A 26635-nucleotide genomic window follows, 5' to 3' on the forward strand; every position below is an offset into this window, starting at 1 on the left:
TTACTTATTTTTTTACCGTTGATTGTTGCAGAGGTAAACGCATCAATGCCTTTGTAAGTGGGATTGCCACCACGATACCGACAATGTTTTGGAGCAAATTACTTGGTAGCGATGCGATACCGACTGGCCAGTCATAAAGCAGCCAACTGGCAAAGAAGTAGCCAGCAACCATGATGATCGTTCCAAGTGATAAACCAAAGCCCCAACGCACAGAACCTTTACCCGCAAAATAGCCAGCAACCAGTCCTTGTAAGCCATGGATCAATAAAGAGAAAATCGCCCATTGGGGATAGCCGGATAATAAATCAATAAACAAACCACTTCCTGCACCAACAATCAATCCACCCATCGGCCCAAACAGAGCAGCTGCCGTATAAATGCCAACTTCACATAAGGTGACAAATCCGTTGGTTCCAGGTATTGGAATCAAGATGACCAAAGAAACCCCCACAGTTAAAGCCGTCAACATGGCATAAATCGCAATTTTTTTAGTATTCATTCGTTATTTCCACTCCTTTTCCTTTTGACCAAACACTTCCTGTTTGATCATTCATCATGACACCGTTCAAGATACAGTCATAAACAAAAGCCTTACTCCGGGCAACAGCATCCGCCAAAGGATAATCTAAGACCAGATTTGCGGCAATCGCGGAAGCAAATGTACATCCTGCACCGTTGACAGTCTGTTCGTCTAACTTTTCCCGTCTAAATGAGATTGTTTCATTTCCGTTGAATAAAACATCCAATGCTTTGTTACCGATAATCCCAGTACCACCTTTGATCACTACGTTCCTAGCACCTAGTGAATGGATATATTTTGCACAATCGGTCATTTGGAGAAAAGTTTGAACGGGTTGGCCATAAAGCAGGGAAGCTTCTTTCAAATTCGGGGTCAATACATCCGCAAAAGGAAATAACTCCTGTATCATTTTTTGCATATAAGCTTGATTCAAGGTATTTGCTGTTTCCTTAAAGGCAAACACAGGATCGATCACAATGGGAACATCCTCAAAATATGTAAGGAAATCCTTCACAACGTCAATGGCTTCCAATGAATGTAATAAGCCAATTTTTATGCCATCTAAATCTGTCATACGTCGAATCGAATCTAGCTGCTTGGCTAACCATTCAGGCGGGATCGTCTCTAATATAAACGAACCATCTGAGTCAAGCATTCCGATACAGGTCAATGCACTCATCCCAAAAATATGATGGTTTTCAAATGTCTTTAAATCGGACTGTATGCCGCCACCAGCAAACGGATCAGATCCTCCAATCGTTACTATTTTTTTCACTTTTATCCCTCCACAAAAAGAGTATACCTTGTTCGAATAAAAAGAAAAACAGCCAATTGGCAGATTATCAAGTCAGCCACTTTATATAGAAAAAAGAAAAGAAATCTATATACAAAAAAACAAGCACTTTCCTAACTACAGGAAAAGTACTTGTCTGGACTATTGGAGGAGATAATTATTGATTTGCTTCTTTAAATTCCTTTTCAATTTGTAACCGTTGGACTTTCATGGTTGCTGTTCTTGGAATATCTTCGTAAGCACGAATGATCGGTGTGTTCAAACGTGGCAATTCATGGACTTGGTTCCACCAACGATCCCAATCCATCTCTTGATTCGGCGCTAAAGCAATGATTGGTTGTGGTGAATTATCTTTATCACGAACGATGACGACTTCAGCTAAAAATTCCAATGAATCCAACAAATAATCTTCGATCGCTAATGTACTATTGATCGTATCGATCAAGTCAACTTGACGATCTTTCAGATGTAGATGGCCATTTTCATCGATACAACCATAATCGCCGCTATCCCACCAAACACCATACACATTTTCTTGAAATCGAGCATCTTCTTTATAATAAGTCAATGCACGGCCTTTTGATAACAAGTGGATGTGACCATCTGTGTTCGCCGGTAGTTCATTGCCTTCTTCATCAGTGATCCTTGCTTTGGTCAAGTCACCTAACCCGACACCCATATCACGTGCGTCACTTGTTTTTAAGCTCTCCAACGTATGAGCTTTCAAAATCATCGGTCCACATTCACTTTGTCCGTAGACTTGCAAAAAGATTGCTTCTTTTGTTGCTGACGTTTGAAGGAATACTTCCATTGTCTGATTGTTGATGGCATCAAATGTAGAGTGGTAGTAGCGAATACCTGAAAAAGCTTCTGGATGCTCTCTAGCAGTGAAACTCCACTGAACAAAGTTATTTGGATGTGTCTCTAAAGCAATTGGCGGATTCTCTAATAACAGTTTTACCACATGTTCACCTTGAGGATCTGCGATTGGCATCATCGGAAAGCCCATTGCCATAAGAGAAGAGATGCCGATGTTGAATCGTGAATGAACCGGTGAAATATGAAAAGCGACTAATTTCTTCTCGGTGATCTTAGTAAATACCGTTTTTTGCCACTTTGTCCGCCAGCCCATTGAATGTGCAGAGTGGCAAATCAATTTAGGAATGCCGGTCGTGCCTGAAGTGTGAGTCATATAAGAGATTTCATCATTATCTAATTTCTTTTGTGCCACAGGAGTTGCGGGTTGTTTGAGCAAATCAGCGACAGCCAATTGTTTGCTCTTCGTGCCGTTAGTGATGCCTGTAACGCGTTCACTTGTAACTTCGTCAAATAAGATAAAAGGATCTTCCAAACGATCAACAAATACTTCTAAAGTACTTGTTGGTAAATGGTAGGAAGGCATGACAGGAATTGCACCTAGATAAGAGGCAGCAACGGCCATCAAGTAGGTATCAAAAGCAGAGCTTTTGTAGATCATGATCTTGTCACCAAGTGTCACACCTAAACTAGCCAGTTGATAGGCACGTGTTACTACTAATTCATGACATTCGCTGTAAGTGCTTTTAAAACCAAGCTCCGGAAAAGCCACTAATGTCTGATCAAAAATCATTGGGACATCAGGTGTGCGTTCAGCAGCTTCTTGAAAATTCGTATAAAGATTAAGTGGGGTATAGTCGATTGTTTCCATCTTTCACGCTCCATAAATAAATTTGTTAATAAATGTACAAAGTCTTAAAATATGATAGCATATCCACAATCTAAATAACAGAAAAACCTAAATGTAAAGTTATCTTTTGGATTGAGAGGGCACATTGGATGAAAAATGTGCAATATCCACATGAGGTGACGTAAGGTTTTTTTTTTTGAGAAAATGCTTGACCACTCGCTTTTTATAAAGGATTTATCAATCATTTTTTTTCAAAAAACTGTACTTATAATCAGTTACTTTTTTAATAAGATAAACGAAAATAATAGATATACTATTTGAATTAATCAGCTGTATTGAAAAGGAATGAAAAAATGTAAATCGAAGAGCATCGTAAAGCAGTCGGTACATTTGAGAATAAGCGCAATAAAAATTCTGATCAAAATGCTAAGCAAGAATCAGTCAATGTAAAATGAACAGTTACGATAACCTTATTTCAAGAAAGAAGACAAAAGCAACTTGATCGTTTTTAAAAAATTTAAGTGAGGATACTTGTCAGTTAATAAATTCTTTAACAAGAAATAGATCGCATAGAAAGTGAAGAAACAGAGCGATGTAGCGAACTTTCTATGCGATGATTTCATAGATCATTGAACGATTCAACGATAGGAGAAGTCACGCATTTTCTCGTAGATTTCTTCAAATGAGTGTGGACGTACATAGCGATTGCCACAGAGATAATTCACTGCATCTTTGTCGCCTAAGTATAATTCAGTATAGTAACGGAAAGTTTTCCGACACAATTCCGGTGAAACGTTTTTGTACACCGTGATCCGATCAAGGATTTGGCGAATCGTGCGAGGCGAGATTTGTTCATCGTGTGAAGAGCGGAAAACATAGGATTCTCCAGATGCACCATTTTTATGTTGGTTGGCATAATTCGCAAGTATCGGAAGGGCTTCATTTGGAATAGGTACTCGCTCCAAACGATTCGCTTTCCGATCTACAACTAGAATCTGTTTCTTCATATCAATATTTTTCCATTTTAATTCAACGACTTCATGGATTTTCAAGCCACAATAGAGGAGAACAGCCACGATTGCCAGATTTCTTGCACGATTTTTTTGTTCAAAAAGTGCTTCCCGTGGAGAATTAAAACCTTTTTCAGGAACGAAAAGCGAGTCAAAATTACTTAATAAAGAAGCGTCGATGTAACGGGGAGCGGCAGAGGTAGTTTCTGGTAAACTATCCCCTAATAAGGAAATCTCTTTTTCAACAAGGCCTTTTTCATACAAAAAGCGTAGAAAATGATTCAAAGCATATTGCTTACGAGAGATCCCGTAGTAACCATTTTTGAATTGCTGTTGTGTTTCTTGTGCAGCAGCTGTATGAAAAGCTCGCGTGTGAAGGTAAACTTCACTTAAAAAATTAAGATAGACTTGTTTTTCCAATTGGATGATCAACTGATCATTTATTTCTTGTTTATGCGTTTTTCGTAAGTAATCTGTAAATAAATGGAAATCTTTTGCATATTCATAGCGACTGGCTAATGATAATTTTTTTGAGTTCGCCTGCAAAAATTCATTGAAGATCGGTGGTAACTGGAGCATTCGTTGTTTCAACTTTTCTTGTATCTGTTTTCTTGTTTTGACATCCATGCAAAAAACCTCCATTTCGTATCTAAAGTCATGGGAACAGGAACTAGTGTATTTCTGGAAAGATTGCTTCTGCCTACCCAAATGTATTAGTCTGATAGGGGAGCGATGAAGGGCAACTGTTACTTGTGATCCTCGTCTTATTTTACTACAATCATTCACTGAATACTAAAAACTAAATCAATAAAAAAGACACTCTGACGTAGCATCAGCTATGGTTCAAAGTGTCTTTTCGCGTGTCACTAAATGATGATTTGATGGGTAACTGGATCTTGAAATCCACACCCACTGGCAGGTGATCTGACACAGTCAATTGTCCCTTGTGTTGCTCGATCAATTGTTTTGCGATTGCTAAGCCGAGTCCATAGCCACCCGTTTCCTTTGAACGAGCTTGGTCTTCACGGTAAAAGCGATCAAAAATCCGGTTTTTATCTTCGTCACTGATTGCAGGACCTGTATTTTTGACATGGATCACCCAATCTTTATTGGTGCTAGCTGATGTGACAATGATCTCGTCGTGTTCACTCGTGTATTTGAGTGCGTTATCTAGCAAAATGACTAATACTTGATGGATTTTTTTCGGATCAGCTAAAACGCTCATGTCTGCTTGGTTATCGACTAAAAATCCTTTTTGATCAATCGTTGCCATCTCTTGGAAAGGTTTAATCAATTCAGTGATAAATCCCTTTGTTTGTAGTTCTTGCTTTGCGAGCGTATCTTGACTCGAATCGCTTCGTGCTAAGGTCAATAAATCAGAAGTCAAGCCAGTCAGACGTCTTGTTTCAGACAATGCTTGCGCAATACTTTCAGATTCTTCGATGATCGTATGGTTTGGTTTAGTGAATAGATGTTCCAAACTGTTTTGGATAATTGTTAGAGGTGTTCGCAATTCATGGGAAGCATTTTCCACAAATTCTCTTTGTCGGCGCCATGATGCTAAGATCGGACGCATGTTGAGCTTAGACAAATAATAGCTGACACCAATGGAACCTAACCAAAAGACGATCATACAAAGAATCAAAATCATTTGGAATGTTCGAAGAGAGGAGTTGATTTGATTGGTATTTTCTAACACTTGGACGTAGGCAACTGCTCCTTGGTTTGTTGCTTTTTTAGTAATCGATCGAAAATAAAGGGGCGTTCCTTGGTCAGCTTGCACCAGTTCAATATTTTGGATCGTATCTAACTGACTCGTATCCAACTTGATCCCTTCGATTTGATTAAAACGACCACCAATGGTTTCTTTATTCAATACTTCACCTGATGCCGACCACAAGATCACTTGAGTATTGAAACGATCTCCTTCAAGTAGTGACTCTGTTTGACGGGGGGGGATCTGGGCGTTGAAAAAAGGGTCTCCCTTTTGATAACGTTCGATTTCTAGTTGCACCATATGGGAGTTCATTGAGACATTCTTCAACATCAGGTCGGTCTCACGATAGGCTGACTGATTCAATAATTGTAGAATGATTCCTCCAAGCAAAAGAAAAATCAAGGCAAAGGCGGTCACATTGGCTGCAAAAAGTTTTGTACGTTGTTGATTGAAAATACTGTCTGTCATCGCCTCACTCTCCCTGTAAGATATAGCCGACATTACGCAATGTTTTGATTTCTTTATCCAAGCCGTTCACTCGAAGATGTTTTCTAAGATTGCTCATATAGACTTCTACGACAGTGATCGTCGTGTCAGAATCAAAGCCCCAGATACGGTCGAAAATCTGCTCTTTCGTCAAGATGATCCCTTTATTTTGCAAGAAATAAACAAGCAACTCAAATTCTTTCCCTTGGATAAGAAGTAGTTGTTTCTTGTGTTCGACGGTATTTTGTTGTAAGTCACAGATGATTCCCTGATACTCCAATATATGTTCACTGAAGAGTCCGAGTGAACGTTTCAATAATGCTTTGATCCGCATCAGTAATTCTTCACGATAAAATGGTTTGGTCAAATAGTCATCGGCACCACGTTCAAAACCTTCAATTTTGTCTTCTAAGCCATCTTTAGCTGTCAAGATCAGCACAGGGGTCAAGATGTTCTTTTTCCGAAGATGCGCTAATATTTCATATCCATTAATTTCAGGGATCATCAAATCAAGAACTGCTAGATCATAAACACCAGATTCCAATTCATATAAGCCTTCGCTGCCGTCATAGACTTGGCTCACTTCACCGATTTCAGAAATGATCTCTTTGATATTATCTGACAATACATGATCATCTTCGACCACTAATAATTTAATCATACATTCCACCTCTATTGTTTTCACCATATAAGTTGATTTTACCATGATAAGCATAAACAAAACTTAAATTTCGGATTAAGTTCCATTTAAGTTAACCTTTGTATGCTAGGTGACATCACTTGATACGACAGGAGGAAGAAAATGAAATTAAAAAATGTATTCCAACGCAAAGAAACAAAATATCTGATCCCAACGGCACAGTTCCATTTTTTTTTAAAGACCTGAAAAAACAGATGCAGATCGACGAATACGGGCTGCATACTATTTTATCCTTGTATTTTGATACACCTGACGATCGCTTCATTACCAATTCTATGACGAAACCAAAATACAAAGAAAAATTCAGAGTAAGAAGCTATGACATACCGCAGAAGACATCGATGGTCTTTCTAGAAATCAAAAAGAAGGTCAACGGAATCGTCTATAAAAGAAGAATGCCACTCACTTATGCTGAGTATCTGCAATGGCTTGATCAAAAATATTTTCTCAAGAATGAAGACGAACAAATCCCACAGGAAGTGAATTGGTTGTTCAAAAGAAATCCAGATTTTTCGCCTAAAACAATGATTATTTATGAACGAATGTCGCTATTTGGCACATCAGATACAGATTTTCGTGTGACGTTTGATCAGAACATCCGTTTTCGCAGTACCAATTTGGATCTATCAATCACAGGGAAAGAGACTTTGGTTGCTCCTGAGATTGGCATATTGATGGAAGTGAAAGCGCTAGGGGCGTATCCCTTGTGGTTTGTGGAGCTGTTGAACGATTATCAGCTAAGAAAAGGGAGCTTTTCAAAATACGCAGAAACGTATCAGCGACATTTATTCATTCAGACAAAGGAGAGAAAGAATCATGCTATCTAGTTTAATCGAATCAGGGACAACCATTCAACCTAAAGAATTATTGATTTGTATCGCCACTTCATTAGTTTTAGGGTTATTAGTTGCAATTATCCATATGCAACGTAACGTCTATACGAAAAGTTTTGTTGTTACCGTCGCTGTTTTGCCGATACTGGTTCAATCAGTCATCATGTTGGTCAATGGCAATCTTGGAACAGGCTTGGCGGTCGTCGGTGCCTTCAGTCTGATTCGCTTTCGTTCGGTTGCCGGTGGTTCAAGAGAAATCACTAGTATTTTTTGGTCGATGGGCATCGGGATTGCTACAGGGATGGGCTACGTTGCATACGTGGTGATATTCTCAGTTATCGTCGCGCTCTTTTTACTACTGCTTTATCTTTCATCTTTTGGCAATCAGAATAATGTAGCTGAGCGAGAATTGAAGGTAACGATTCCAGAAGATTTAGACTACCCTGAACTGTTTACCGATATTTTTGAGAAGTATACGTATACGCATCATCTCAGTTCTGTGCGAACAACGACAATGGGGAGCTTGTACGAGTTACGCTATATTCTTCTCTTGCAAAATCAACAGCAGGAAAAAGAAATCATTGATCAAATACGTGTTCGCAATGGTAATTTACCAGTCGTACTCGGTAAAGTAGCCACGAATCGTGATGAATTATAAAGGAGGAACTCGCATGAAAAAATTCTATTCATTAATCGCTACCAGCCTCTTATTAACAGCCTGTTCCTCAGCAAACTCAGCTTCTTCGGGTAAAACTAGCACAGAGGAAACAGATACAAGTACAGTGACAGATCTCTCGACAGATAAGACATCCACGGAATCAGAAACGACGTTCGGTAATTATGAGACAGAAGATCTAACAACTAGCTATGAGGAAAGTTCCGTTGTCGACATCCAATTAGGGGAGGAGTCAGAAGTGACAGGAGAAGGTGCCGAAGTTTCTGATAAACAAGTAACGATCACGCAAGGAGGGACTTATGTTCTCAGCGGAACATTGACTGATGGGCAATTGATCGTGAACTTGCCGAAAGAAGAAAAAGTCCACCTGATTTTCAACGGTGTAACGATCACCAACTCTAACGGGCCGGCTGTTGATATCCAACAAACAGAAAAAGCGATAGTGACTTTAGCAGACAATACTGAAAATCACTTATCTGATAGTGAGACATATCCACTAGCTGAAAACGAAACTGAGCCAGATGCCACATTGTACAGCAAAGAAGATTTGACGATCAATGGCACTGGCGTATTGACTGTCGATGGTAATTATAACAACGGGATTCGTAGCAAAGATGACTTAGTCTTGATCTCTGGAACCTATACGATCCATGCAAAAAATAACGGATTGAAAGGAAAAGATGCGGTATCGATCATGGGCGGGAGCTATCAGATCACTACCGAAGAAGGAGATGGCATCCAAGCAAATGGGACAGAGGATGAAACAAAAGGTGCGGTGGCAATCGACGGCGGGACTATCAATATAAACAGTGGAAGAGACGGTATCCAAGCAGAAACATCCATCCGTAGCCAAGGAGCAGAAATCACGATCCAGACGGCAGACGGAGCTGATAGCACGAACTTAGATACAAATGAAAGTTACAAAGGCATAAAAGCCGGGAATAATGTGTTGATCAGTAGCGGAAACCATACCATCAATAGTGCCGATGATAGTATCCATACCAATAACAGTGCGGAAATAACAGGCGGGACACTCACATTAAACTCTGGAGATGATGGGATTCATACAGACAATGAGTTGACCTTCAATGGCGGCACAATTGACATCCAGCAATCCTATGAAGGAATTGAATCAGCAGTCATCCTCTTCAATGACGGAGAGATACATGTCACTGCTAGTGATGACGGAATCAATGCTGGCGGTGGCAGTGACACAGAAACGACGACTGGACAGTTTGGCGCTGACAGCTTTGGTGGTCCACCGGATGAGGCGGATGAGAGCAAAGAAGTCACGATCAATGGTGGGACGATCTATGTTGATTCAGAAGGCGACGGGTTAGATAGCAACGGGAACATTCAAATGTCCGGTGGTACAATGCTGATCAACGGCCCCGTAAATGGTGGTAATGGTGCATTGGACTATGGTGGGACATTTACTCTAACAGGTGGAACATTTGCCGCGGCTGGCTCAAGTGGAATGGCGCAAACAGTCAGTGATAGTTCTACTCAAGCAACAGTAGCGATCAGCTATGACACTGTTCAGCAAGCAGATACACTCATGAGTTTGCAAACAACCGCAGGGGAAGCAGTAATTGCGTATCAACCTGCTAAAAATTATCAAACAATCGTAGTCTCGTCACCACAGCTTGCAGTTGGAGAAACGTATACGATTGCTACCGGTGGCACGACTCAAGCTGAACTTACTAATGGCTTTAGTGAACACCTATCAATCAGTGATGCAGAAGATTTAGGCACGTTCAGCTTCACAGATACGTCAATGACAATTTCTCAATCTGGGGAAGAAGTTTCCTTTGGTCAAACGGGACCAGAAGATTTTTAGTTCCATCATCGAAGAGAACGAAGGATAGCGATCCCAAGAATAGCGTGCGAACAAACGCCATTTTGGGGATCATTTTTTTGTTCGTCACTACTTCCGTAAAAGATCGCAAACGCCAGTGTTACTTAGAATATGGCTATCTGGTTTGTTTTTTTCTTAAAAATACTAATATTATGAACGAATGTATCAGACGAAGCAATTGACTTATTGGATGCATAAGCGCTATACTTTTACCCAGTGACAATTTGTCACTTAGAGAGAAATCGAAACGGAGGAAACAAAAAAATGTTTTTAGCGATAAAAGAAATGCGCTATGCCAAACTACGTTATGGGCTGATTATTGGGATCATGTTCCTGATCGCTTATGTTGTGTTTATGTTAACTGGTTTAGCAAGTGGACTCTCCGAAGAGTTCAAAAAAGCAATTGTTGACTGGAAAGCACAAGAAATCGTGTTATCAGAAGATGCCAATAAAGTCTTTGCTGCCTCTCAATTGACGAGAGAAGATCTGGATCAAGTAGACGCAAAAGACAAAGCGCCTATTGGCTTATTCAGTGGAGCAGTCAAAGCAGAAGAAAAGGAGAATATCTCTGTATTCGGGACGACAAGCGATGCGTTCTTATTGCCTGATTTATTAGAAGGCGAGATGTTCAAACAAAAAAATGAAATCATTATTTCCAAAAATATGGCAGATCTAGGTTTTTCGATTGGCGAAAAAATCAAAATCGGTAGCTATGATGAAGAACTAACAATCGTTGGTATCTTCCCTGAAACGTATTACACGGTTAGTCCGGTCGCTTATACAGATCTTGATACATGGACACAGTTGAAATTTGGCGACCAGCCTTTTGCTTCTGATGAGAAGAAGCCGATCAATGCCATTGTCACGAAACAGGCTGCCACTATTCAATCGGATGGGGCTTCAAAAACATTACAAAAATTATCGATTGAAGACTTTATTCAAAGTCTACCAGGTTATTCTGCACAAAACATGACATTGAATGCGATGATTTATTTCTTGTTTGTCGTTGTTGCAGCAGTTGTAGGCATCTTTATGTATGTGATTACCTTACAAAAAACAGCGATTTTCGGTGTGATGAAAGCGCAAGGGATCAGAAATTCATTTATCGCCCGTTCCTTGCTAGCACAAGCATTCATCGTAGGAGTGGTTGGTGTAGCATTCGCAGTAGGGCTTGCTTTCTTGACTAGTTTGATCTTACCGGCTGCCATGCCTTTCGCGATCATGTGGCCTCAGTGGCTTTTATATAGTGGAATATTGATACTCGTAGCAATGATCGGTGGGCTATTCTCCATTCGAACAGTCGCTAAAGTTGATCCAGTTATTGCGATAGGAGGGTAATAGAAAAATGAAAGAAATATTGACAATGAAAAATATCGTCAAAAAATTCGGCAACGGCCGAACAGAAGTGACTGCACTAAAAGAAATCAATTTTTCAGTGAAACAAGGAGAATTTGTCAGCATCATCGGCCCTTCTGGTTCAGGGAAAAGTACATTTTTAACCATCTCAGGTGGACTCCAAACACCTAGTTCAGGTGAAATCCACATTAACGGTCATTCGTTTTCCGAATTAAATGAAAAAAAACGAGCAGACTTACGTTTTAAAGAAATTGGCTTCATTTTACAAAGTTCAAATTTGATCCCATTCCTAAAAGTCAAAGAACAGTTTTACTTAGTCGACCGTGTCGCTAAGAAAAAAGCAGGGGATGAGCGAATCGACGAATTGCTAAAATCATTGGACATCTATGAGTTAAAAGAAAGTTATCCAAAAGATTTATCTGGCGGAGAAAGACAACGAGTAGCGATCGCAAGGGCTTTATTCAATGACCCAAGCTTGATTTTAGCGGATGAACCCACAGCAAGCTTAGATACCGATCATGCCTATGAAGTTGTCAAATTGTTAGTCAAGGAAGCCCATGAGAAGCAAAAAGCGACTGTCATGGTCACGCATGATTCTCGGATGATCCAGTGGAGCGACCGCATCTATCGCATGGAAGACGGCTATTTAAAAGAACAAGCTAAAGCTTAAGCAGTAAGGAGAGTGTTTATGCCAAAAGAAACATTTTTCAATATTTCCAAAGAAAAACAGCAATGGATCTTAGACATTTTATTAGATAAATTTTATGATCAGCACATCAGCCAGATCAAAGTTTCAGAAATCGTTGAAGCAATGGGGATGTCTCGTGGTGCATTTTACAAATATTTTCGGGATTTAGAAGATGCGTATACTTTTACTGTCCGAAACTATTCCAATCAAGTCCATGGAGATATCATTGCTTCGATCAATCGAAATCGAGATCATTTTTTCTTAGGAATCGAAGAATATCTCGCCTGGTGTGGACAGCTAAGTAAAGATAGTTCTTATTGGCGATCCATCAAGTTACTCACACGTGCAAATGATCTAGGTTTAGCAAAGCGTTTAAAGAATCAAGGTGACACATCGATGGTTGAACAATGGATTGATTTATTGAAAATCAATCAGATCGTCATGGCTACGACAGAAGAAGCTATCAGTTTTTTATATTTCGTGATGGCTCTTGTCATGAATTCTTTGACAGATTATATGATCAACCAATGGACAGCTGAAGAACTAGTAGAGGATTTCCGCTATAAAGTCAAATGGCTAGAGATAGGAATAAAGAGTAAGACTAATAGTTAGACAAATCTATAAATTAAAAGAAGCATCTATTCCGCATCATTTTTTGTAATTGGGAGTAGGCGCTTCTTTTTTGTACAGCCGCTGTATAACCATTATTAAAGCTTGATGGTAAACATCTGGAGCATTGATTATTTCAAGTCAAGACAACTTTTATCCCAACCTCATCGAAAAAATAGGTTTTCTATTGACTTGGAGTTTACTCCAGAGAATATACTAAATAATGAAGATACATACCCAAATCGACAGGAGGTCTTTAAATGAAAAAACTTTATCTCATGCGTCATGGTCAAACCTTGTTCAATCAATTAGGGAAAATCCAAGGGGCTTGCGACTCTCCCTTGACAGAAGCTGGGATCAGACAAGCAGAGGTGGCAAGAGACTATTTTGACACCAATCACATCACCTTTGAGGCGTATTATTCATCCACACAAGAACGAGCTTCTGATACGCTAGAAATCATTATCGGGGAAAAAGAATATCAGCGATGCAAAGGGTTAAAAGAATGGAACTTTGGCCGATTTGAGGGAGAAAGTGAAGCATTGAATCCTAAACGACCAGTTGGCGAAACTTCCTATGGTGATTCATTTGTTCCTTATGGTGGGGAGTCGGCAAAAGAACTCCAACAAAGAATGAACACCACCTTGATCGATATCATGGAAAAAGAGCACCAAAACGTGTTAGCAGTTAGCCATGGTGGTGCCATGTATTTATTCATTCAAAAATGGTTGCCTTATGAGCAAGTAGCCAAGATAAAATTTTCAAATTGTTGTATTTTAGAATTCGAGTATAGTGATCGTCAGTTTTCATTTATCCAGGCGATCAATCATCAATTTTAAGTTTTTTTGATAAATGAAGCATTATACGCCCACACTAATAGCCCAAAGACTAAACGAAGGATTCAGTCTTTGGGCTATTTCTTTGTTACTATCACGCTTACTTCTTTTATTCCTTTAACAACCCTTTTTGGATCAGCTCTTGTTTTTCTTTCAAATTCAATAAATTTTCTTGGTAATTTTGCGTATACATCAAGGAGTACAAGGTATTCAAGACATAGTCGAAGGCAATTTGAGAAGAGAATGTAGCAACTTTCGCAAAATCATACTCTTCTTGAGACACGACCAACCGCATGGCTGCTTTCTTTGCCATTTCAGATTGTTCATTTCCTGTGATCAATAAACTAGGTGCGCCAATATGTGCCAGGTAAGTAAGAATACGTTCGTAATGATGGATGCGTCCACTATAGCTAATAAAAATCCCGCAGTCATTTTCCGTCAAATTAGCCGCATTCCAGGACGAATCGCTATATTCTTCGGCTAAGATCAAGAACTTATTTAGTTTGACTAGTTTGTTTTGGAATTTCCGAGCGGTTGTTTGCGAATCACCTTTTGCAAATAAGAAAATGCGCTCTGCTTTGTTTAAAACATTCGCGATGGTTTCTAACGATTGATTTTCCATTTGAAATTGCGCTTTTTTGATAGCTTGAATGGATAGATCTGCCATTTTTTTGGCAATCATCTTTGCATCATCATCAATGGTAAAAGGAAAATTAGGATCGATGACTTGATTAAACTGAGCAACCAGTTGGTGGACTTCTCGTCCTAATTCAAAGCAAAATTCTTTAAATCCGCTATAGCCGATTTTTTTACAGAATCGGCTAATGGCGGAATGGGAGGTATAGGTCTCCTTTGCCAGCTCTTCAATCGTCATATAAACTGCTGCTTCCAAATTCATCCGCAGATAATCGGCGATTCGTTTTTCATTTGTAGTAAATGTTTCTTGTTGGGTTAATTTTTCTTCGATAAGCATCCATCACACACCTCCAACTCTATCTTACTGAATAACTAGAAAAATAACCACTTCTTTTTATAGTAGTCTAAGATTGAACATCTTTTTCAAAAATATCGTCATTCTTTCAATTTCTTTGAACATTTTTACCAAAAAATCTAGAATCGACTTTCTTTTAGCTCTTGTGCGCTATACTCAAGAAAAGAAATCATTCGAAAGTAGGAGGAAACGACATGTTAACAATCGCATATTTAGGCAATGGCAAAAGTACCAATCGCTATCATTTACCCTTCTCAAGAAGGCTACCTGATAAAATCAACGTCAAAAAAATCTACTCTCCATCAGCACCAGTGTGGGAAACTTTTGATGAGATCGAATATACCGATCAGTTGTCTGATCTGTGGGATGATCCTGAGATCCAATTAGTAGTCATTACGACACCAAGCCAATTTCATGCAGAATACGCCAAACTTGCTTTGGAAAATGGCAAGAACGTGTTAGTCGAAAAACCTTTTGCAGAAACTTCAAAAGAAGCAAAAGAATTATTTGACTTAGCAGCGGAAAAAGGACTATTTATCCAATGTTATCAAAATCGCCGCTTTGATTCGGACTTTTTGACTGTCCAAAAAGTGATCGAAAGTGGGAAGCTTGGTGATCTTTTAGAAGTGGAAATGCACTATGACTACTTCCGCCCAGAAATCCCAGAGGGTACTAAGGAATTTTCAGTTGCCAACAGCTACTTATATGGTCATGCCTGTCATACAGTAGATCAGGTCATTTCTTATTTTGGTGAACCAGATGATATTCATTACGATGTCCGTCAATTACTAGGCGCCGGTCGAATGAATGATTACTTTGATTTAGACTTTTACTACGGTCGAATGAAAGTTTCGATCAAATCAAGTTATTTCCGTATCAAAGAACGTCCTAGTTTTGTCGTCTATGGCAAAAAAGGGATGTTTGTCAAACAAACAAAAGACCGACAAGAAGAACACTTAAAAATGTTCTATATGCCTGAAAATGCGGACTTCGGGATTGATCAACCGGAACACTATGGTGGATTGACCTACATTGATGAAGAAGGAACTTATCATGAAGAGAAAGTTGCTTCTGAAGTCGGAGATTATCGCCGAGTGTACGAAGGAATCTACGAAACGTTGATCAATGGTGCAGAAAAAATCGTAAAAGATGAAGAAACGTTGATACAGATGAAAATATTAGAATCAGGTATCCAACAGATTGAAGAAGCAAAAACTGCATTTGAAAATTAAGGATGTTGTTACATCCAAAAGGGGATACTCTTTTTTCAAGTAATGAAAAAATCGAGCCGTAAATCAATAGGAGGATTTACGGTTTTTTCGTTTATTCTGCCCAGTGATTCACGCAGAGCAACAACAAATCCTCAAAGAGCAAACGCTAAATTTTCATTCGCCTTTTGTTTAATCTTCTGTTACTATTTAGTAAACAGTAAACAAGAGGTGAGTAAATGGCATCTATACGTGATATCGCAAAAATCGCTGGGGTTTCAGCAGCGAGTGTTTCCCGTATCCTGAATGAAGATCCCACATTTAGTATCAACGAACAAACGAGGATACGTGTGATTGAAATTGCCAATCAATTAAATTATTCTGTCGATAAAAATAAACGCGGCAGTCGAAGTTTAGGAGATGAAATGACGATTGCCTTGATCGTTCGACATCAAGAAGAAGCCGAATTAGATGATCCCTATTTCCGCAAAATCCGTGGTGGCATAGAAAAAGAAGCAGCAAAGTGGCGTTTTCGCACGATCCGTGCTTTCCATATGAGAGATGCCCATAAAGAATGGAAAGAGTTAGCGAAATATGGTGCAGTGATCATGATCAGTGAAATGACGATTGAAGCAACGAAAAAAATCGCTACAATCAATCCCAACTTGATCTTGGTGGATAATTACTCGAACTCTGAGGAATTTGATTGTATCCAAACCGACTTCCAACAAAAAACCGTTGAAGTATTAGAAGTTCTCTATAAGAAAGGCCATCGAAACATCGCATTTATCGGTGGATACAGCAGTCAAGTAGCTGAAAACGGTGAAGTTCATAAAAACAAAGAGGAGATCCGGGCGGAATCTTACCTTAAATGGATGAAATTAAATGGCCTGCAACATTATGCCAATACCTATCAAGGAAACTGGAAACCTGAAGATGGCCTTCGTTTAGGCAAAGAGTTATTGGCGCAATCCTCGCCGCCCACAGCAGTTATCGTCGCCAGTGATCCGATGGCAGTAGGTGTCTATAAAGCAATCAGTGAAGCAAATAAAAAAATCCCTGATGATATTGCTGTCGTGAGCTTTGATGATATCGAAATGGCTCAATTCATGACACCAAGCTTATCAAGTATCAAGGCAAACCCGGAAGAAATGGGGCGTTTAGCTGTACGTTTAGCGAAGGAACGCATGTTAAAAGAACGAACGATGCCGATCCGTGTGATCTGTCACAGTGAACTCGTCTTACGAGATTCCATCGGACCGGACAGCTCGCGTTTCGATTAACTCATTGACACATTTATCCCTTGAAAAAGTTCGAGAATCTCTCTTTCTCGAACTTTTTTTATTTTCTTACTTGTGTAAACATTAAGTAAACAATTATACTCACCAAGTAAACGTTTGCATATATTAAATAAAAGGAGTTATCACACATGAAATTTGTCGATAAATTAGCTGAAAAAATGGTGCCCGCTACAACGCTGATCGCAAATAATAAATATCTACTCAGTCTCCGAGATGGTTTTATGATGGCTTTTCCTGCAACAATGTTTGCTTCAATCATGATCATTATCCAAAATTTGCCAATGACCTTTGGGTTTGCTACGTTTCTACCGGAAGCATTCAATACCTTTTTAAACGAATTCTTTGGTCCTGTAGGTAATGCGACAATGAGTATTTCTGCACTTTTTATTGTATTTGGGATTGGTTATCAATTGGCTGGGCACTACAAACAACCACAAATCTTTGCTGGTGCCATTTCACTTTCTTGTTTTATCATGCTGTTACCTTTTGGAAGCGATGAAACAATGGGGACATTTGTCCCTTTATCGAAACTAGGTGCTGAAGGGATGTTCGTCGGTATCTTGACAGCGATCGTCGCTACCGAAATCTATAGTCGGATCAGTCGCTCAGGGTTTACGATCAAGATGCCAGAATCTGTACCGCCGATGATTGCTGAATCTTTCGTGGCCATCATTCCTGGAGCTGCTCCTTTGTTTTTATTCAACATCATCCGCTATCTATTTACTTTTACCACCTGGGGAAATGCAGTCGATTTCGTTTATCAGATGTTGCAACAACCTTTGATGGGACTTGGCGGAACTTTACCAGCTGTATTGATTGCTGTTTTCTTTACGCAACTTTTCTGGTGGTTCGGTATCCACGGCACGTTAGTCATCAATGCAGTGATTGATCCAATCATGGGTGCTTTAGCCATCGAAAACTTTGAAGCATATAAAGATGGTGTTGAGCAGTTGCCACATATCATCAATACGACTTTTATGGGCGTGTTCGTCAATCAAGGAATGCAACTTGGTATTTCAATCACAATGGCGTTCTTTATTGCTCGCTCTATCCGAATGAAGAAAACGATGAAAACGATCATTGCGCCAGCGATTTTTAATGTATCAGAACCAATGACGTTTGGACTGTCGGTCGTGCTGAACCCTATAGCATTCATCCCTTGGATTCTAGCGCCACTAGCTTCTACCACGATTTCATACTTTGCGATTTACTTTGGCTTCGTTCCTCGTCCAATCGGGGCAACGGTTGTCTGGACGACGCCGATTTTACTGTCAGGTTGGTTAGGAACTGGTTCGATTACCGGCGCACTTTTGCAAATCGTAACAGTAGTTGTGATGACATTGATCTGGGTGCCTTTCTTAGTTGCGATGGACCGTGAATATTTGAAGGAAGAACGTCAACAAGTGAAACAAGAAAAAGAAAACCAACTGATGGACGGAAAAATCACTATAGAAGAACAATAGGGAGTGAACCGTATGCGGATCGATACCTTGAACTACCGAAAGAAAATACCGACACACCCCGCACATTTTTATCAAGTACTACTTGAAGAACAATTAAACTATTTTCATAGCAAGGACCCTTCAATCACCCAGCTGACAGAAGGAGTAGCCGTCACGACTGCGCTTCAAACAAAACTAGGGCAAGCGACTGTCGAAAGTACGCTAACGATCCAACGTTTAGTCAAAGATGAACTAGTTGAAATGACTACTGATTACTCCGGTGGAAAAATTATTCAAACCTACCAACTAAAACGTCAAGATGAGCAGCAGTTCACATTGCATTATTCTGAAAGAAATGAACTGGTTGATGCCAAAACGCAGCTGAGTTTGCTTTTTGTCCTGCCATTTTATAAATTCTTTTACAATCGTCAGTTAGCCAAAAGAGTCAATTATTTGATACAAAAGCTCTGATTTCTCCACAGACAAGGAATGGAGGAACAAAACGTCGTTCTCTTCATTCCTTGTCTGTTTTACTAACTAAAAATTAAGAGGTGTTACCTTCCATGATTGAACAATTAAATAACCGCATATTTCACATGAATAATTCGCAAGTTAGCTTTATTCTCCATGTCATGCAAAATGGACAGATCGAGCAAATCTATTACGGTAAGCCTTTACATGGTTTATCTGTCGAAGAAATTGACTACTTGGTCACAGATCAAAATAAATCTGCTGGAACAGTCAAGTTTTTTGAAGATGACCCTAACTTTACGTTGACTGATCATCCACAAGCATATCCCGTGTATGGTTCTTCTGATTTTAGAGAAGGCGCGATCGAACTTTCAAGTAACCAAACACCTTACTACACAGATTTTCGCTTTGTCGAAGCCACGACTAAAAAAGGCAAGAAAAGAAACTTAAACTGTCCGGCTGTCTATGGGAATGAGGAAGAAACCGAAACACTCTCATTGAGATTAATGGATCAGGAACGTCAATTAGAGCTAATACTTCATTACACATTATTTTACGATTCCACCGCCATTGTTCAAAATCAGACGCTGATCAATCAATCTGAGGCAGATTTACAGATTCATCGCATGCTTTCAGGCGTATTGAATCTTTCTACCAAAGCATATGATTTTACTCATTTTTCAGGTGCTTGGTTAAAAGAACGGCATGAAAAGAAACGGCCGCTTGAACAAGGAATCGTAGCGATTGGCTCACTAAAAGGTGCAAGTAGCCATCAGCATAATCCCTTTATCCGGCTAGAACATCAAGACTCAACACTTGATCAAGGAGAGGTCTATGGGATGAATCTCGTTTATTCCGGTAATTTTCTCGCTCAAGCAGAAGTGGATGAATGGGATAAAACGCGAGTGATGATCGGTATCCATCCGACACAATTTCTTTGGACATTAGCGCCTAAGAAAAGCTTTACGACACCCGAAGCAGTCTTGATGTATAGCGCTGCAGGTACGAATGGTCTTGCCAAACAATTTACACATTTTATCGAAAACTACCTGATTGATCGTCAATGGCAAGACACGCCACGACCAATCATCTTCAACAACTGGGAAGCAACATATTTCGATTTTACTGAGGAAAAACTCCTGTCCCTTGCGACCATTGGAAAAAAATTAGGAATGGAATGTTTTGTCTTAGATGATGGCTGGTTCGGCAAACGAAACAACGATCGTTCCTCATTAGGTGACTGGACACCTAATAAGCAAAAATTCCCACACGGTTTGGCTTCCTTTGCAACTAAACTAAAAAATATGGGTCTTCAATTCGGCATGTGGTTCGAGCCTGAAATGATCTCTCCTGATAGTCAGTTATTGGAAAAACATCCGGATTGGGTAGTGAAACATCCCTATTCACGTATCTCAGTCGGACGTGGGCAATATGTGCTTGATTTTGCGAATCCGGCTGTTGTTGAAGGGATCTATGAGCAAATGGCAAAGATCATCGAAGAAACGAATTTGACCTATATCAAATGGGATATGAACCGAAATATCACTGAAGCCTATTCCGCTTATTTAGAAAAACATCGGATTCATCAACAGGAGTTCTTCCATCGCTATGTCCAAGGCGTCTACACGCTTTACGGTAAATTATTGACCAGCTATCCTGATCTTTTGATTGAAGGCTGTGCTGGTGGGGGAGGGAGATATGATTTAGGCATCTTATTTTATAGTCCGCAAATCTGGCCAAGTGATACTAGTGATGGGTTGGAACGATTAAGTATTCTTAGCGGAACATTAGCAGGATATCCCCTTTCTAGCTTTAGTAATCATGTCTCTGCTTCTCCGAATCATCAAGTATTACGTGAGACTTCTTTAGCATTTCGCCAAGATGTGGCGATGTTTGGCCCTCTAGGCTATGAATTAGACCTATTGACTTTGACAGAAGCAGAAAAACAACAGATCAGTGACCGGATCAATTTTTACAAAGCCCATCGTCATTTGCTGACTCATGGGGAATTTCTTCAGATTTTGCCAAATCATCCTGCTGATAATGAAATTTGTTGGGGTGTTTTCAGTCATGATCGGTCAGAAGCGATCATTGGCTTTTATCAAAAATCGGCACGAGCCAATCCAGCAGCAAAGGCATATTTACCACTTCCAGAATGTCTGAATAGGGATAGGCATTATCAAATCAATGAAAAAGAAACGATTAGCGGTCATTTCCTGATGAATGTCGGTCTGAGAAAACCATGTTTGTTCAATGGAGTGAATCATACCACTTACCAACTTGCAGGAGACTGTCAATCATTCATCTATCATCTGGTAGAAAGGAGGGAAATGAAGTGAAGACTTATAATGATACTCGTTTACTCCATGGTGGGGATTATAATCCGGAACAATGGTTGAATCACCCTGAAGTATTGAAAAAAGATTTTGCGTTGATGGACAAAGCTCATGTCAATACCGTAACTGTCGGGATCTTTTCATGGAGTACATTAGAACCAGAAGAAGGGGTTTATCACTTTGACTGGTTGGATAAAGTGTTTGAAGAGATGTACAAACGTCAAGGTCGTGTGATCTTGGCCACACCAAGTGGCGGACGACCGCAATGGTTGAGTGAAAAATATCCAGAGGTGAATCGAACGAATGCAAAAGGACAAAAGCATCATCATGGTTTTCGCCATAACCATTGCTATACATCACCTGTTTATCGGGAAAAAGTCCAGCAAATCAATCGGCGATTAGCTGAACGATATGGTGACCATCCGGCATTATTACTGTGGCATATCAGTAATGAATACTCAGGAGAATGCTACTGTCCACTTTGTGCAGCCAAATGGCGTGAGTGGGTCAAAGCGAAATATCACACCTTAGAAGCGGTGAATGACGCTTGGTGGATGACGTTTTGGAGTAATGATTATTCCAGTTGGTCACAAGTTGTGCCACCTTCGCCTCTTGGAGAACATAAAGTACATGGCATGGATCTAGACTGGAAACGATTTGTGACTGATCGGACGATCGATTTCTTTTTACATGAAATCGAGCCGATCAGAGAAATCACACCAGCTATTCCAGTAACGACTAATTTTATGGCAGAAGGCCATGATCAGCATGACTTTATTCCCCTGGAAGGACTTGATTATTCCAGATTTGCTGAAGTTGTTGATATTGTCAGTTGGGATAGCTACCCTGACTGGCATAATCCGTATGAAGCTTTACACGTGACCGCCATGAAATCAGCTTACGTCCACGATCAATATCGTTCATTGAAGAAACAACCGTTTCTCGTGATGGAATCGACGCCTAGTTACGTGAATTGGCATGCATTCAACAAGGCGAAGAAGCCAGGGATGCACCTGCTAAGCGGGATGCAACAACTGGCACACGGGTCAGATAGCACACTCTATTTTCAATGGCGGCAATCACTAGGGAATTCCGAAAAATTCCACGGGGCGGTGGTCGAACATGACAATTCAGAAAACAATCGAGTCTTCCAAGAAGTTTCGGCATACGGAAAACGATTAGACACTTTGTCTTCGATCAAAGGTACACAAACAGAGGCAAAAGTCGCTATTTTATTTGACTGGGAAAGCAATTGGGCATTAAAAAGAGGCAGTGGTTTTGGCCGTCCAACTCGTCGTTATATCCAAACACTACAAGAACATTACCGATTCTTTTGGGAAAGAGATATTGCTGTTGATATTTTGACGCCAAATCAAGACTTCTCCAATTATTCTTTAGTCGTTGCACCAATGCTCTATTTGATGCGTGAAGACACGATGGCTGAACTCTCAGAATATGTGACAAAAGGCGGCACCTTGATTGGTAGCTATTTTACCGGAATGGTCAATGAACACGATCGGTTACATCTTGGAGAATGGCCACAAGTATTGCAAACACTTTTTGGTGTCTTGCCAAAAGAGCTTGATACGCTTTATCCTGGGGAATACAATCAAATTCTATACAAGGAACAAACGTATCAAACAAAAGACTACTGTGGTATCGTCAAAGAAACGACAGGAAAGGTGAGGGCTACTTACCAAAAGGACTTTTATACTGGTACGCCAGCTTTAGTTGAAAATCACTTAGGGAAGGGGACTGCTTATTACTTAGCGGCCCGTACCAATCTGGATTTTTTAGAAGTATTTTACCAACCGATCATCGAAAAATTAGCGTTGCAACGAGGAATCGTCAAGGCATCGCATCCAAAAGTATCGATTCAATCGCGAACAGATGGAACACACTGCTATTACTTTCTAATGAATTTTTCTGAAGAGATACAACAACTTGAGTTACTTGATTCTCACTTGGACATCGGAACAAATCAAACGCTTACTGGTATACTAACGTTTGCACCTTACGAAGTGAAAATACTACGGAAAGAAAATTAATACGAATGATCACACCTTTATGTTTTGACAGTTATTTTATTCTTGTTGTAGGATAGAGACAGAGCAACAAGGAGGACGAGAACATGACAAATTATGATGGAGAAAAAGAAAAACGATTAAGAGGATCAATGGCGCCTAAAACAGACGATGAAGTTGCGTTAGCCGGAACTAATTCTGGTGAAACAACAGATAAAGAAGAGGCGTTAGCTGGAACCAACTCCGGGGAAGAAAAAGAAGTCGCGATGTCTGGTTCAAATGCAGTGGAAGAAGAGTCTGAGCATCCAACAAAGAAACATCATTTGAAGGAAGAACTAGAAGAAGTAGTAGAAGAAGCGAAAGAAAAATTTGATGCTTTTAAAACGAAACACAAAGAATAAGTAATCAAAAAAAGAACTTGTATCCACATGAGCCATGTGAAAGGCTTACGGATGCAAGTTCTTTTCTATTTTTTCAAAATAAGTCAAAAAGAGTTTTTTTCGGACAATCCTTTTATTATAAACTATGATTGCTTATTGCATGTCTAAAGGAGGTGAAACATAGTGGTTGGTCATACAGACATCATTCAATTATTGACAAAATATTTTATCAATAACACATCAATGATCATTGGTATCACAAGTTTTGTTATTGTTTTATGTGTTTTTATTTCTGTAAAAATGGTTGCACAACCTAAAATGGGGAAACCATCTAAACAAGCACTCGCCAAAAGTCGGTATAAAAAGGGGAAGTAATCACTGGATCAAAGAGGAGAAGGGGGAAAAGAAAATGGGCATATACTGGGTTTCAACATTTATTGCGCAACAGCAGGAAAATTTTTCACCAGCTAGTCAAGCAGATAAGCTTGCTGCTTTTGTTATGGCGTTTATTATTCAGTTTAGTTTTTCTGGCTTTTTTACGGTTTACTTACTTGTCGTAATTATTTGGCAAATATTCAAATATATAAAAAGAGTGACTCGTAAAGATCGAAGACATTTTAAAAAAGAAGTTGCGGCTTCATATAAAGTCCAAGAAGAAAGAGTTAAAAGCAATATAGAAAAAGAAAAGGCCCGAGCAAGTAGACAAAGTGATGTCTTTGAGCCATGGAACCAGAATGAGGAGCAAAAAGATTGAGGAACTTTATACTGTATCAGTTTCATCGATTATTCAATACAAATACATATCGGGAAATGTTATTCCAACGAATCAACGAAGCCATCTATTCGACTTATCATGCTGCAAACTATCCTAAATCTACTGGTGAAAATGAAATGGAGCGGTTAGCTAAGAAGCTCAAGCGCAGCGAAAGAAGAAAAAACTTGCTCTCTAAACTTGGTGATCCACTCTATAAAAAACCTTCTTCAAGAATTTATGTCGAAGATTTACAACTAAAAATTTCTCCTACTCGTTTGGAAGAAGAGCCTAATTTTAGTTATATTTCACGACAATCCAGTACCAATTCTTTACCTGATGAACATCAAGCTTATCAACCAACAAAACCTGAACTTATGTCTTTACGATCTAAAGTTAAAAACCTTTCACCGCAAATGACTGCTTTAGCAAAAGCAAATGATCCTTCAACTAAAGAATTGCCCACTTCTCGTAAAGAAATACCAAGAGTGAGAAGAACACAATCTGACTATAAACGTTATTGACTTTCTATAAAAAAAAATTATAGTATATATAATTTCTATATTATTGAAAAATGATGGTAATCGATTTATAATTTTCATGAAAATAACAAAGAACGGATGAAAGGTGTGTTAGACATGAAAAAAACAAGTCGTAAAGTTGTAATCGTAGGTACAGGATTTGTCGGTACAAGTATTGCTTATGCGATGATCAATCAAGGTGTTGCCAATGAACTTGTCTTAATCGATGTCAACCAAGAAAAAGCAGAAGGAGAAGCTTTAGACTTACTAGATGGAATGGCATGGGGCGAAAAGAACGTTTCCGTATGGTCTGGCACGTATGAAGAATGTCAAGATGCAAATTTAGTGATCTTAACTGCTGGCGTGAACCAAAAACCTGGTCAAACTCGCTTAGATCTAGTGAAAACAAATGCAACAATCACTCGTCAAATCGTTAAAGAAGTAATGGCTTCAGGATTTGATGGTATCTTCGTTGTTGCTTCAAATCCAGTTGATATTTTAACTTACTTAACATGGCAAGAATCCGGCTTACCAGCTTCAAGAGTAGTAGGAACTGGAACAACCTTAGATACAACTCGTTTCAGAAAAGAAATTGCTTTGAAACTGGCAGTTGATCCACGTAGCGTACACGGTTATATCTTAGGTGAGCATGGGGATTCAGAAGTAGCTGCTTGGTCACATACTACAGTCGGTGGTAAACCAATCATGGAATATGTTGAGAAAGATCATCGTTTAGAAGAAAATGATTTAACAGTACTTGCTGACAAAGTAAAAAATGCAGCTTATGAAATCATTGACCGTAAAAAAGCAACTTATTACGGTATTGGTATGAGTACGACTCGAATCGTCAAAGCCATCCTAAATAATGAACAAGCTGTACTACCAGTTTCAGCTTACTTAAATGGCGAGTATGGTGAAGAAGATATCTTTACTGGTGTGCCATCGATCGTTGATGAAAATGGGGTAAGAGAAATCATTGACCTATCGATCACACCTCAAGAAAAAGCAATGTTCCATCAATCAGTCAGTGAATTAAAAGCCGTACTTGATACTGTACGCTAACATCAACAATGAAATAAACAAAAAATGGGAACAATCGGGAAGTAACAAAAAAATTATTTCCGGTTGTTCCCGATTTTTTGATGATAGAAGAGTATATAGAAAAGAAAGGGGCATTTATAGGTATAGCTATTATTAATGAAAAAAATGCCTTTGATTGGTATTGCATTTCTATTATGGATCGTGATTCTCAGTTTATTACTTATATCTTTACTGTAGAAGAATAAGAAAGCAAAGTACAGTTGGGATAATAAAGGAGCCAAGATCGTTCCGTTAGTGTTTGCTGTTGTTTTACATATTCTATTTGGAGTATTTATTGGGATTATTTTTTATCATATTTCCGTGTTCCGTTTATAGTGAATTATAGGAACATTTGAACGGATAAGAGGGCATTCGTGGATAG

24 protein-coding genes and 1 pseudogene are annotated in these 26635 nt (G+C 39.3%); 18 read left to right on the forward strand and 7 right to left on the reverse strand.

Annotation, left to right across the window (positions count from 1 at the left end; all coding sequences use genetic code 11):
- Positions 1–4 precede the first annotated feature (4 nt).
- The 6 genes from P3R27_RS04865 to P3R27_RS04890 all read right to left on the reverse strand — a co-directional run bounded on the left by P3R27_RS04865 (position 5) and on the right by P3R27_RS04890 (position 6853).
- Positions 5–499, reverse strand: coding sequence for an ECF transporter S component (locus P3R27_RS04865; RefSeq protein WP_034688299.1), 495 nt, complete (start codon positions 497–499; stop codon positions 5–7).
- Complete coding sequence (locus tag P3R27_RS04870; protein WP_034688297.1) at positions 489–1295, reverse strand: bifunctional hydroxymethylpyrimidine kinase/phosphomethylpyrimidine kinase; 807 nt, start codon at positions 1293–1295, stop codon at positions 489–491. The genes P3R27_RS04865 and P3R27_RS04870 overlap by 11 nt, the downstream gene beginning before the upstream one ends.
- Positions 1296–1470: 175 nt before the next feature.
- On the reverse strand, positions 1471–3000 hold the full coding sequence (locus tag P3R27_RS04875; RefSeq protein WP_034688293.1) for an AMP-binding protein: 1530 nt from the start codon (positions 2998–3000) through the stop codon (positions 1471–1473).
- A 617-nt stretch (positions 3001–3617) separates the two neighbouring features.
- A complete protein-coding gene (locus P3R27_RS04880; protein ID WP_023519670.1) occupies positions 3618–4616 on the reverse strand; it encodes a tyrosine-type recombinase/integrase in 999 nt (332 codons plus the stop codon).
- A gap of 205 nt (positions 4617–4821) precedes the next feature.
- On the reverse strand, positions 4822–6174 hold the full coding sequence (locus tag P3R27_RS04885; protein WP_301399061.1) for a sensor histidine kinase: 1353 nt from the start codon (positions 6172–6174) through the stop codon (positions 4822–4824).
- A 4-nt stretch (positions 6175–6178) separates the two neighbouring features.
- On the reverse strand, positions 6179–6853 hold the full coding sequence (locus P3R27_RS04890) for a response regulator transcription factor (RefSeq protein WP_034688291.1): 675 nt from the start codon (positions 6851–6853) through the stop codon (positions 6179–6181).
- Between the two features lie 141 nt (positions 6854–6994).
- On the opposite strand from P3R27_RS04890, the pseudogene P3R27_RS04895 reads away from it, so the two are divergent.
- From P3R27_RS04895 to P3R27_RS04925, 7 genes and pseudogenes are all read left to right on the forward strand, one after another.
- Positions 6995–7719, forward strand: a pseudogene (locus tag P3R27_RS04895) (polyphosphate polymerase domain-containing protein).
- Positions 7709–8383: a DUF4956 domain-containing protein gene (locus tag P3R27_RS04900; RefSeq protein ID WP_126134089.1), complete on the forward strand. Its 675-nt coding sequence runs from the start codon at positions 7709–7711 to the stop codon at positions 8381–8383. Before P3R27_RS04895 ends, P3R27_RS04900 begins: the two are co-directional and overlap by 11 nt.
- 13 nt (positions 8384–8396) lie before the next feature.
- The gene (locus tag P3R27_RS04905) at positions 8397–10241 is read left to right on the forward strand and encodes a carbohydrate-binding domain-containing protein (protein WP_126134088.1); all 1845 of its coding nucleotides are present in this window, start codon (positions 8397–8399) and stop codon (positions 10239–10241) included.
- Positions 10242–10523: 282 nt separating this feature from the next.
- Complete coding sequence (locus P3R27_RS04910) at positions 10524–11597, forward strand: ABC transporter permease (RefSeq protein ID WP_034688285.1); 1074 nt, start codon at positions 10524–10526, stop codon at positions 11595–11597.
- 7 nt (positions 11598–11604) lie between these two features.
- Positions 11605–12285, forward strand: a complete 681-nt coding sequence (locus P3R27_RS04915; RefSeq protein ID WP_034688283.1) for an ABC transporter ATP-binding protein — start codon at positions 11605–11607, stop codon at positions 12283–12285.
- An 18-nt stretch (positions 12286–12303) separates the two neighbouring features.
- A complete protein-coding gene (locus P3R27_RS04920) occupies positions 12304–12915 on the forward strand; it encodes a TetR/AcrR family transcriptional regulator (RefSeq protein ID WP_034688280.1) in 612 nt (203 codons plus the stop codon).
- A gap of 257 nt (positions 12916–13172) precedes the next feature.
- Positions 13173–13751: a histidine phosphatase family protein gene (locus tag P3R27_RS04925; protein ID WP_034688277.1), complete on the forward strand. Its 579-nt coding sequence runs from the start codon at positions 13173–13175 to the stop codon at positions 13749–13751.
- A gap of 106 nt (positions 13752–13857) precedes the next feature.
- Here P3R27_RS04925 and P3R27_RS04930 read toward each other — a convergent pair whose 3' ends face one another.
- Positions 13858–14721: a MurR/RpiR family transcriptional regulator gene (locus tag P3R27_RS04930; RefSeq protein WP_301356731.1), complete on the reverse strand. Its 864-nt coding sequence runs from the start codon at positions 14719–14721 to the stop codon at positions 13858–13860.
- 212 nt (positions 14722–14933) lie between these two features.
- Here P3R27_RS04930 and P3R27_RS04935 point away from each other — a divergent pair, with 212 nt between their 5' ends.
- The 11 genes from P3R27_RS04935 (at position 14934) to P3R27_RS04985 (ending at position 26235) form a co-directional block, all read left to right on the forward strand.
- Positions 14934–15971, forward strand: a complete 1038-nt coding sequence (locus P3R27_RS04935) for a Gfo/Idh/MocA family oxidoreductase (RefSeq protein ID WP_034688271.1) — start codon at positions 14934–14936, stop codon at positions 15969–15971.
- 215 nt (positions 15972–16186) lie between these two features.
- Entirely contained in the window at positions 16187–17230 is a 1044-nt protein-coding gene (locus tag P3R27_RS04940) for a LacI family DNA-binding transcriptional regulator (RefSeq protein WP_034688269.1), read from the forward strand.
- A gap of 146 nt (positions 17231–17376) precedes the next feature.
- Positions 17377–18711: a PTS sugar transporter subunit IIC gene (locus P3R27_RS04945; RefSeq protein ID WP_301356730.1), complete on the forward strand. Its 1335-nt coding sequence runs from the start codon at positions 17377–17379 to the stop codon at positions 18709–18711.
- Between the two features lie 12 nt (positions 18712–18723).
- Positions 18724–19161, forward strand: coding sequence for a DUF3284 domain-containing protein (locus P3R27_RS04950; protein ID WP_034688266.1), 438 nt, complete (start codon positions 18724–18726; stop codon positions 19159–19161).
- Between the two features lie 92 nt (positions 19162–19253).
- A complete protein-coding gene (locus tag P3R27_RS04955) occupies positions 19254–21500 on the forward strand; it encodes an alpha-galactosidase (RefSeq protein ID WP_301356729.1) in 2247 nt (748 codons plus the stop codon).
- Positions 21497–23545, forward strand: coding sequence for a beta-galactosidase (locus P3R27_RS04960; RefSeq protein ID WP_301356728.1), 2049 nt, complete (start codon positions 21497–21499; stop codon positions 23543–23545). Before P3R27_RS04955 ends, P3R27_RS04960 begins: the two co-directional genes overlap by 4 nt.
- Before the next feature lie 83 nt (positions 23546–23628).
- On the forward strand, positions 23629–23922 hold the full coding sequence (locus P3R27_RS04965; protein ID WP_034688262.1) for a hypothetical protein: 294 nt from the start codon (positions 23629–23631) through the stop codon (positions 23920–23922).
- A 162-nt stretch (positions 23923–24084) separates the two neighbouring features.
- Positions 24085–24276 carry a hypothetical protein gene (locus P3R27_RS04970; RefSeq protein ID WP_034688259.1) on the forward strand — a complete coding sequence of 64 codons (192 nt, stop codon included), beginning with the start codon at positions 24085–24087 and terminating at the stop codon, positions 24274–24276.
- A 34-nt stretch (positions 24277–24310) separates the two neighbouring features.
- Positions 24311–24655, forward strand: coding sequence for a hypothetical protein (locus P3R27_RS04975; protein WP_034688257.1), 345 nt, complete (start codon positions 24311–24313; stop codon positions 24653–24655).
- Complete coding sequence (locus tag P3R27_RS04980; RefSeq protein ID WP_034688255.1) at positions 24652–25176, forward strand: hypothetical protein; 525 nt, start codon at positions 24652–24654, stop codon at positions 25174–25176. The genes P3R27_RS04975 and P3R27_RS04980 overlap by 4 nt, the downstream gene beginning before the upstream one ends.
- Before the next feature lie 114 nt (positions 25177–25290).
- Positions 25291–26235, forward strand: coding sequence for an L-lactate dehydrogenase (locus P3R27_RS04985; RefSeq protein ID WP_034688252.1), 945 nt, complete (start codon positions 25291–25293; stop codon positions 26233–26235).
- The last annotated feature ends 400 nt before the right edge of the window (positions 26236–26635 follow it).

Origin of the sequence: Enterococcus spodopteracolus (genome assembly GCF_030441955.1) — a bacterium.
GTDB classification, from domain to species: domain Bacteria; phylum Bacillota; class Bacilli; order Lactobacillales; family Enterococcaceae; genus Enterococcus_B; species Enterococcus_B spodopteracolus.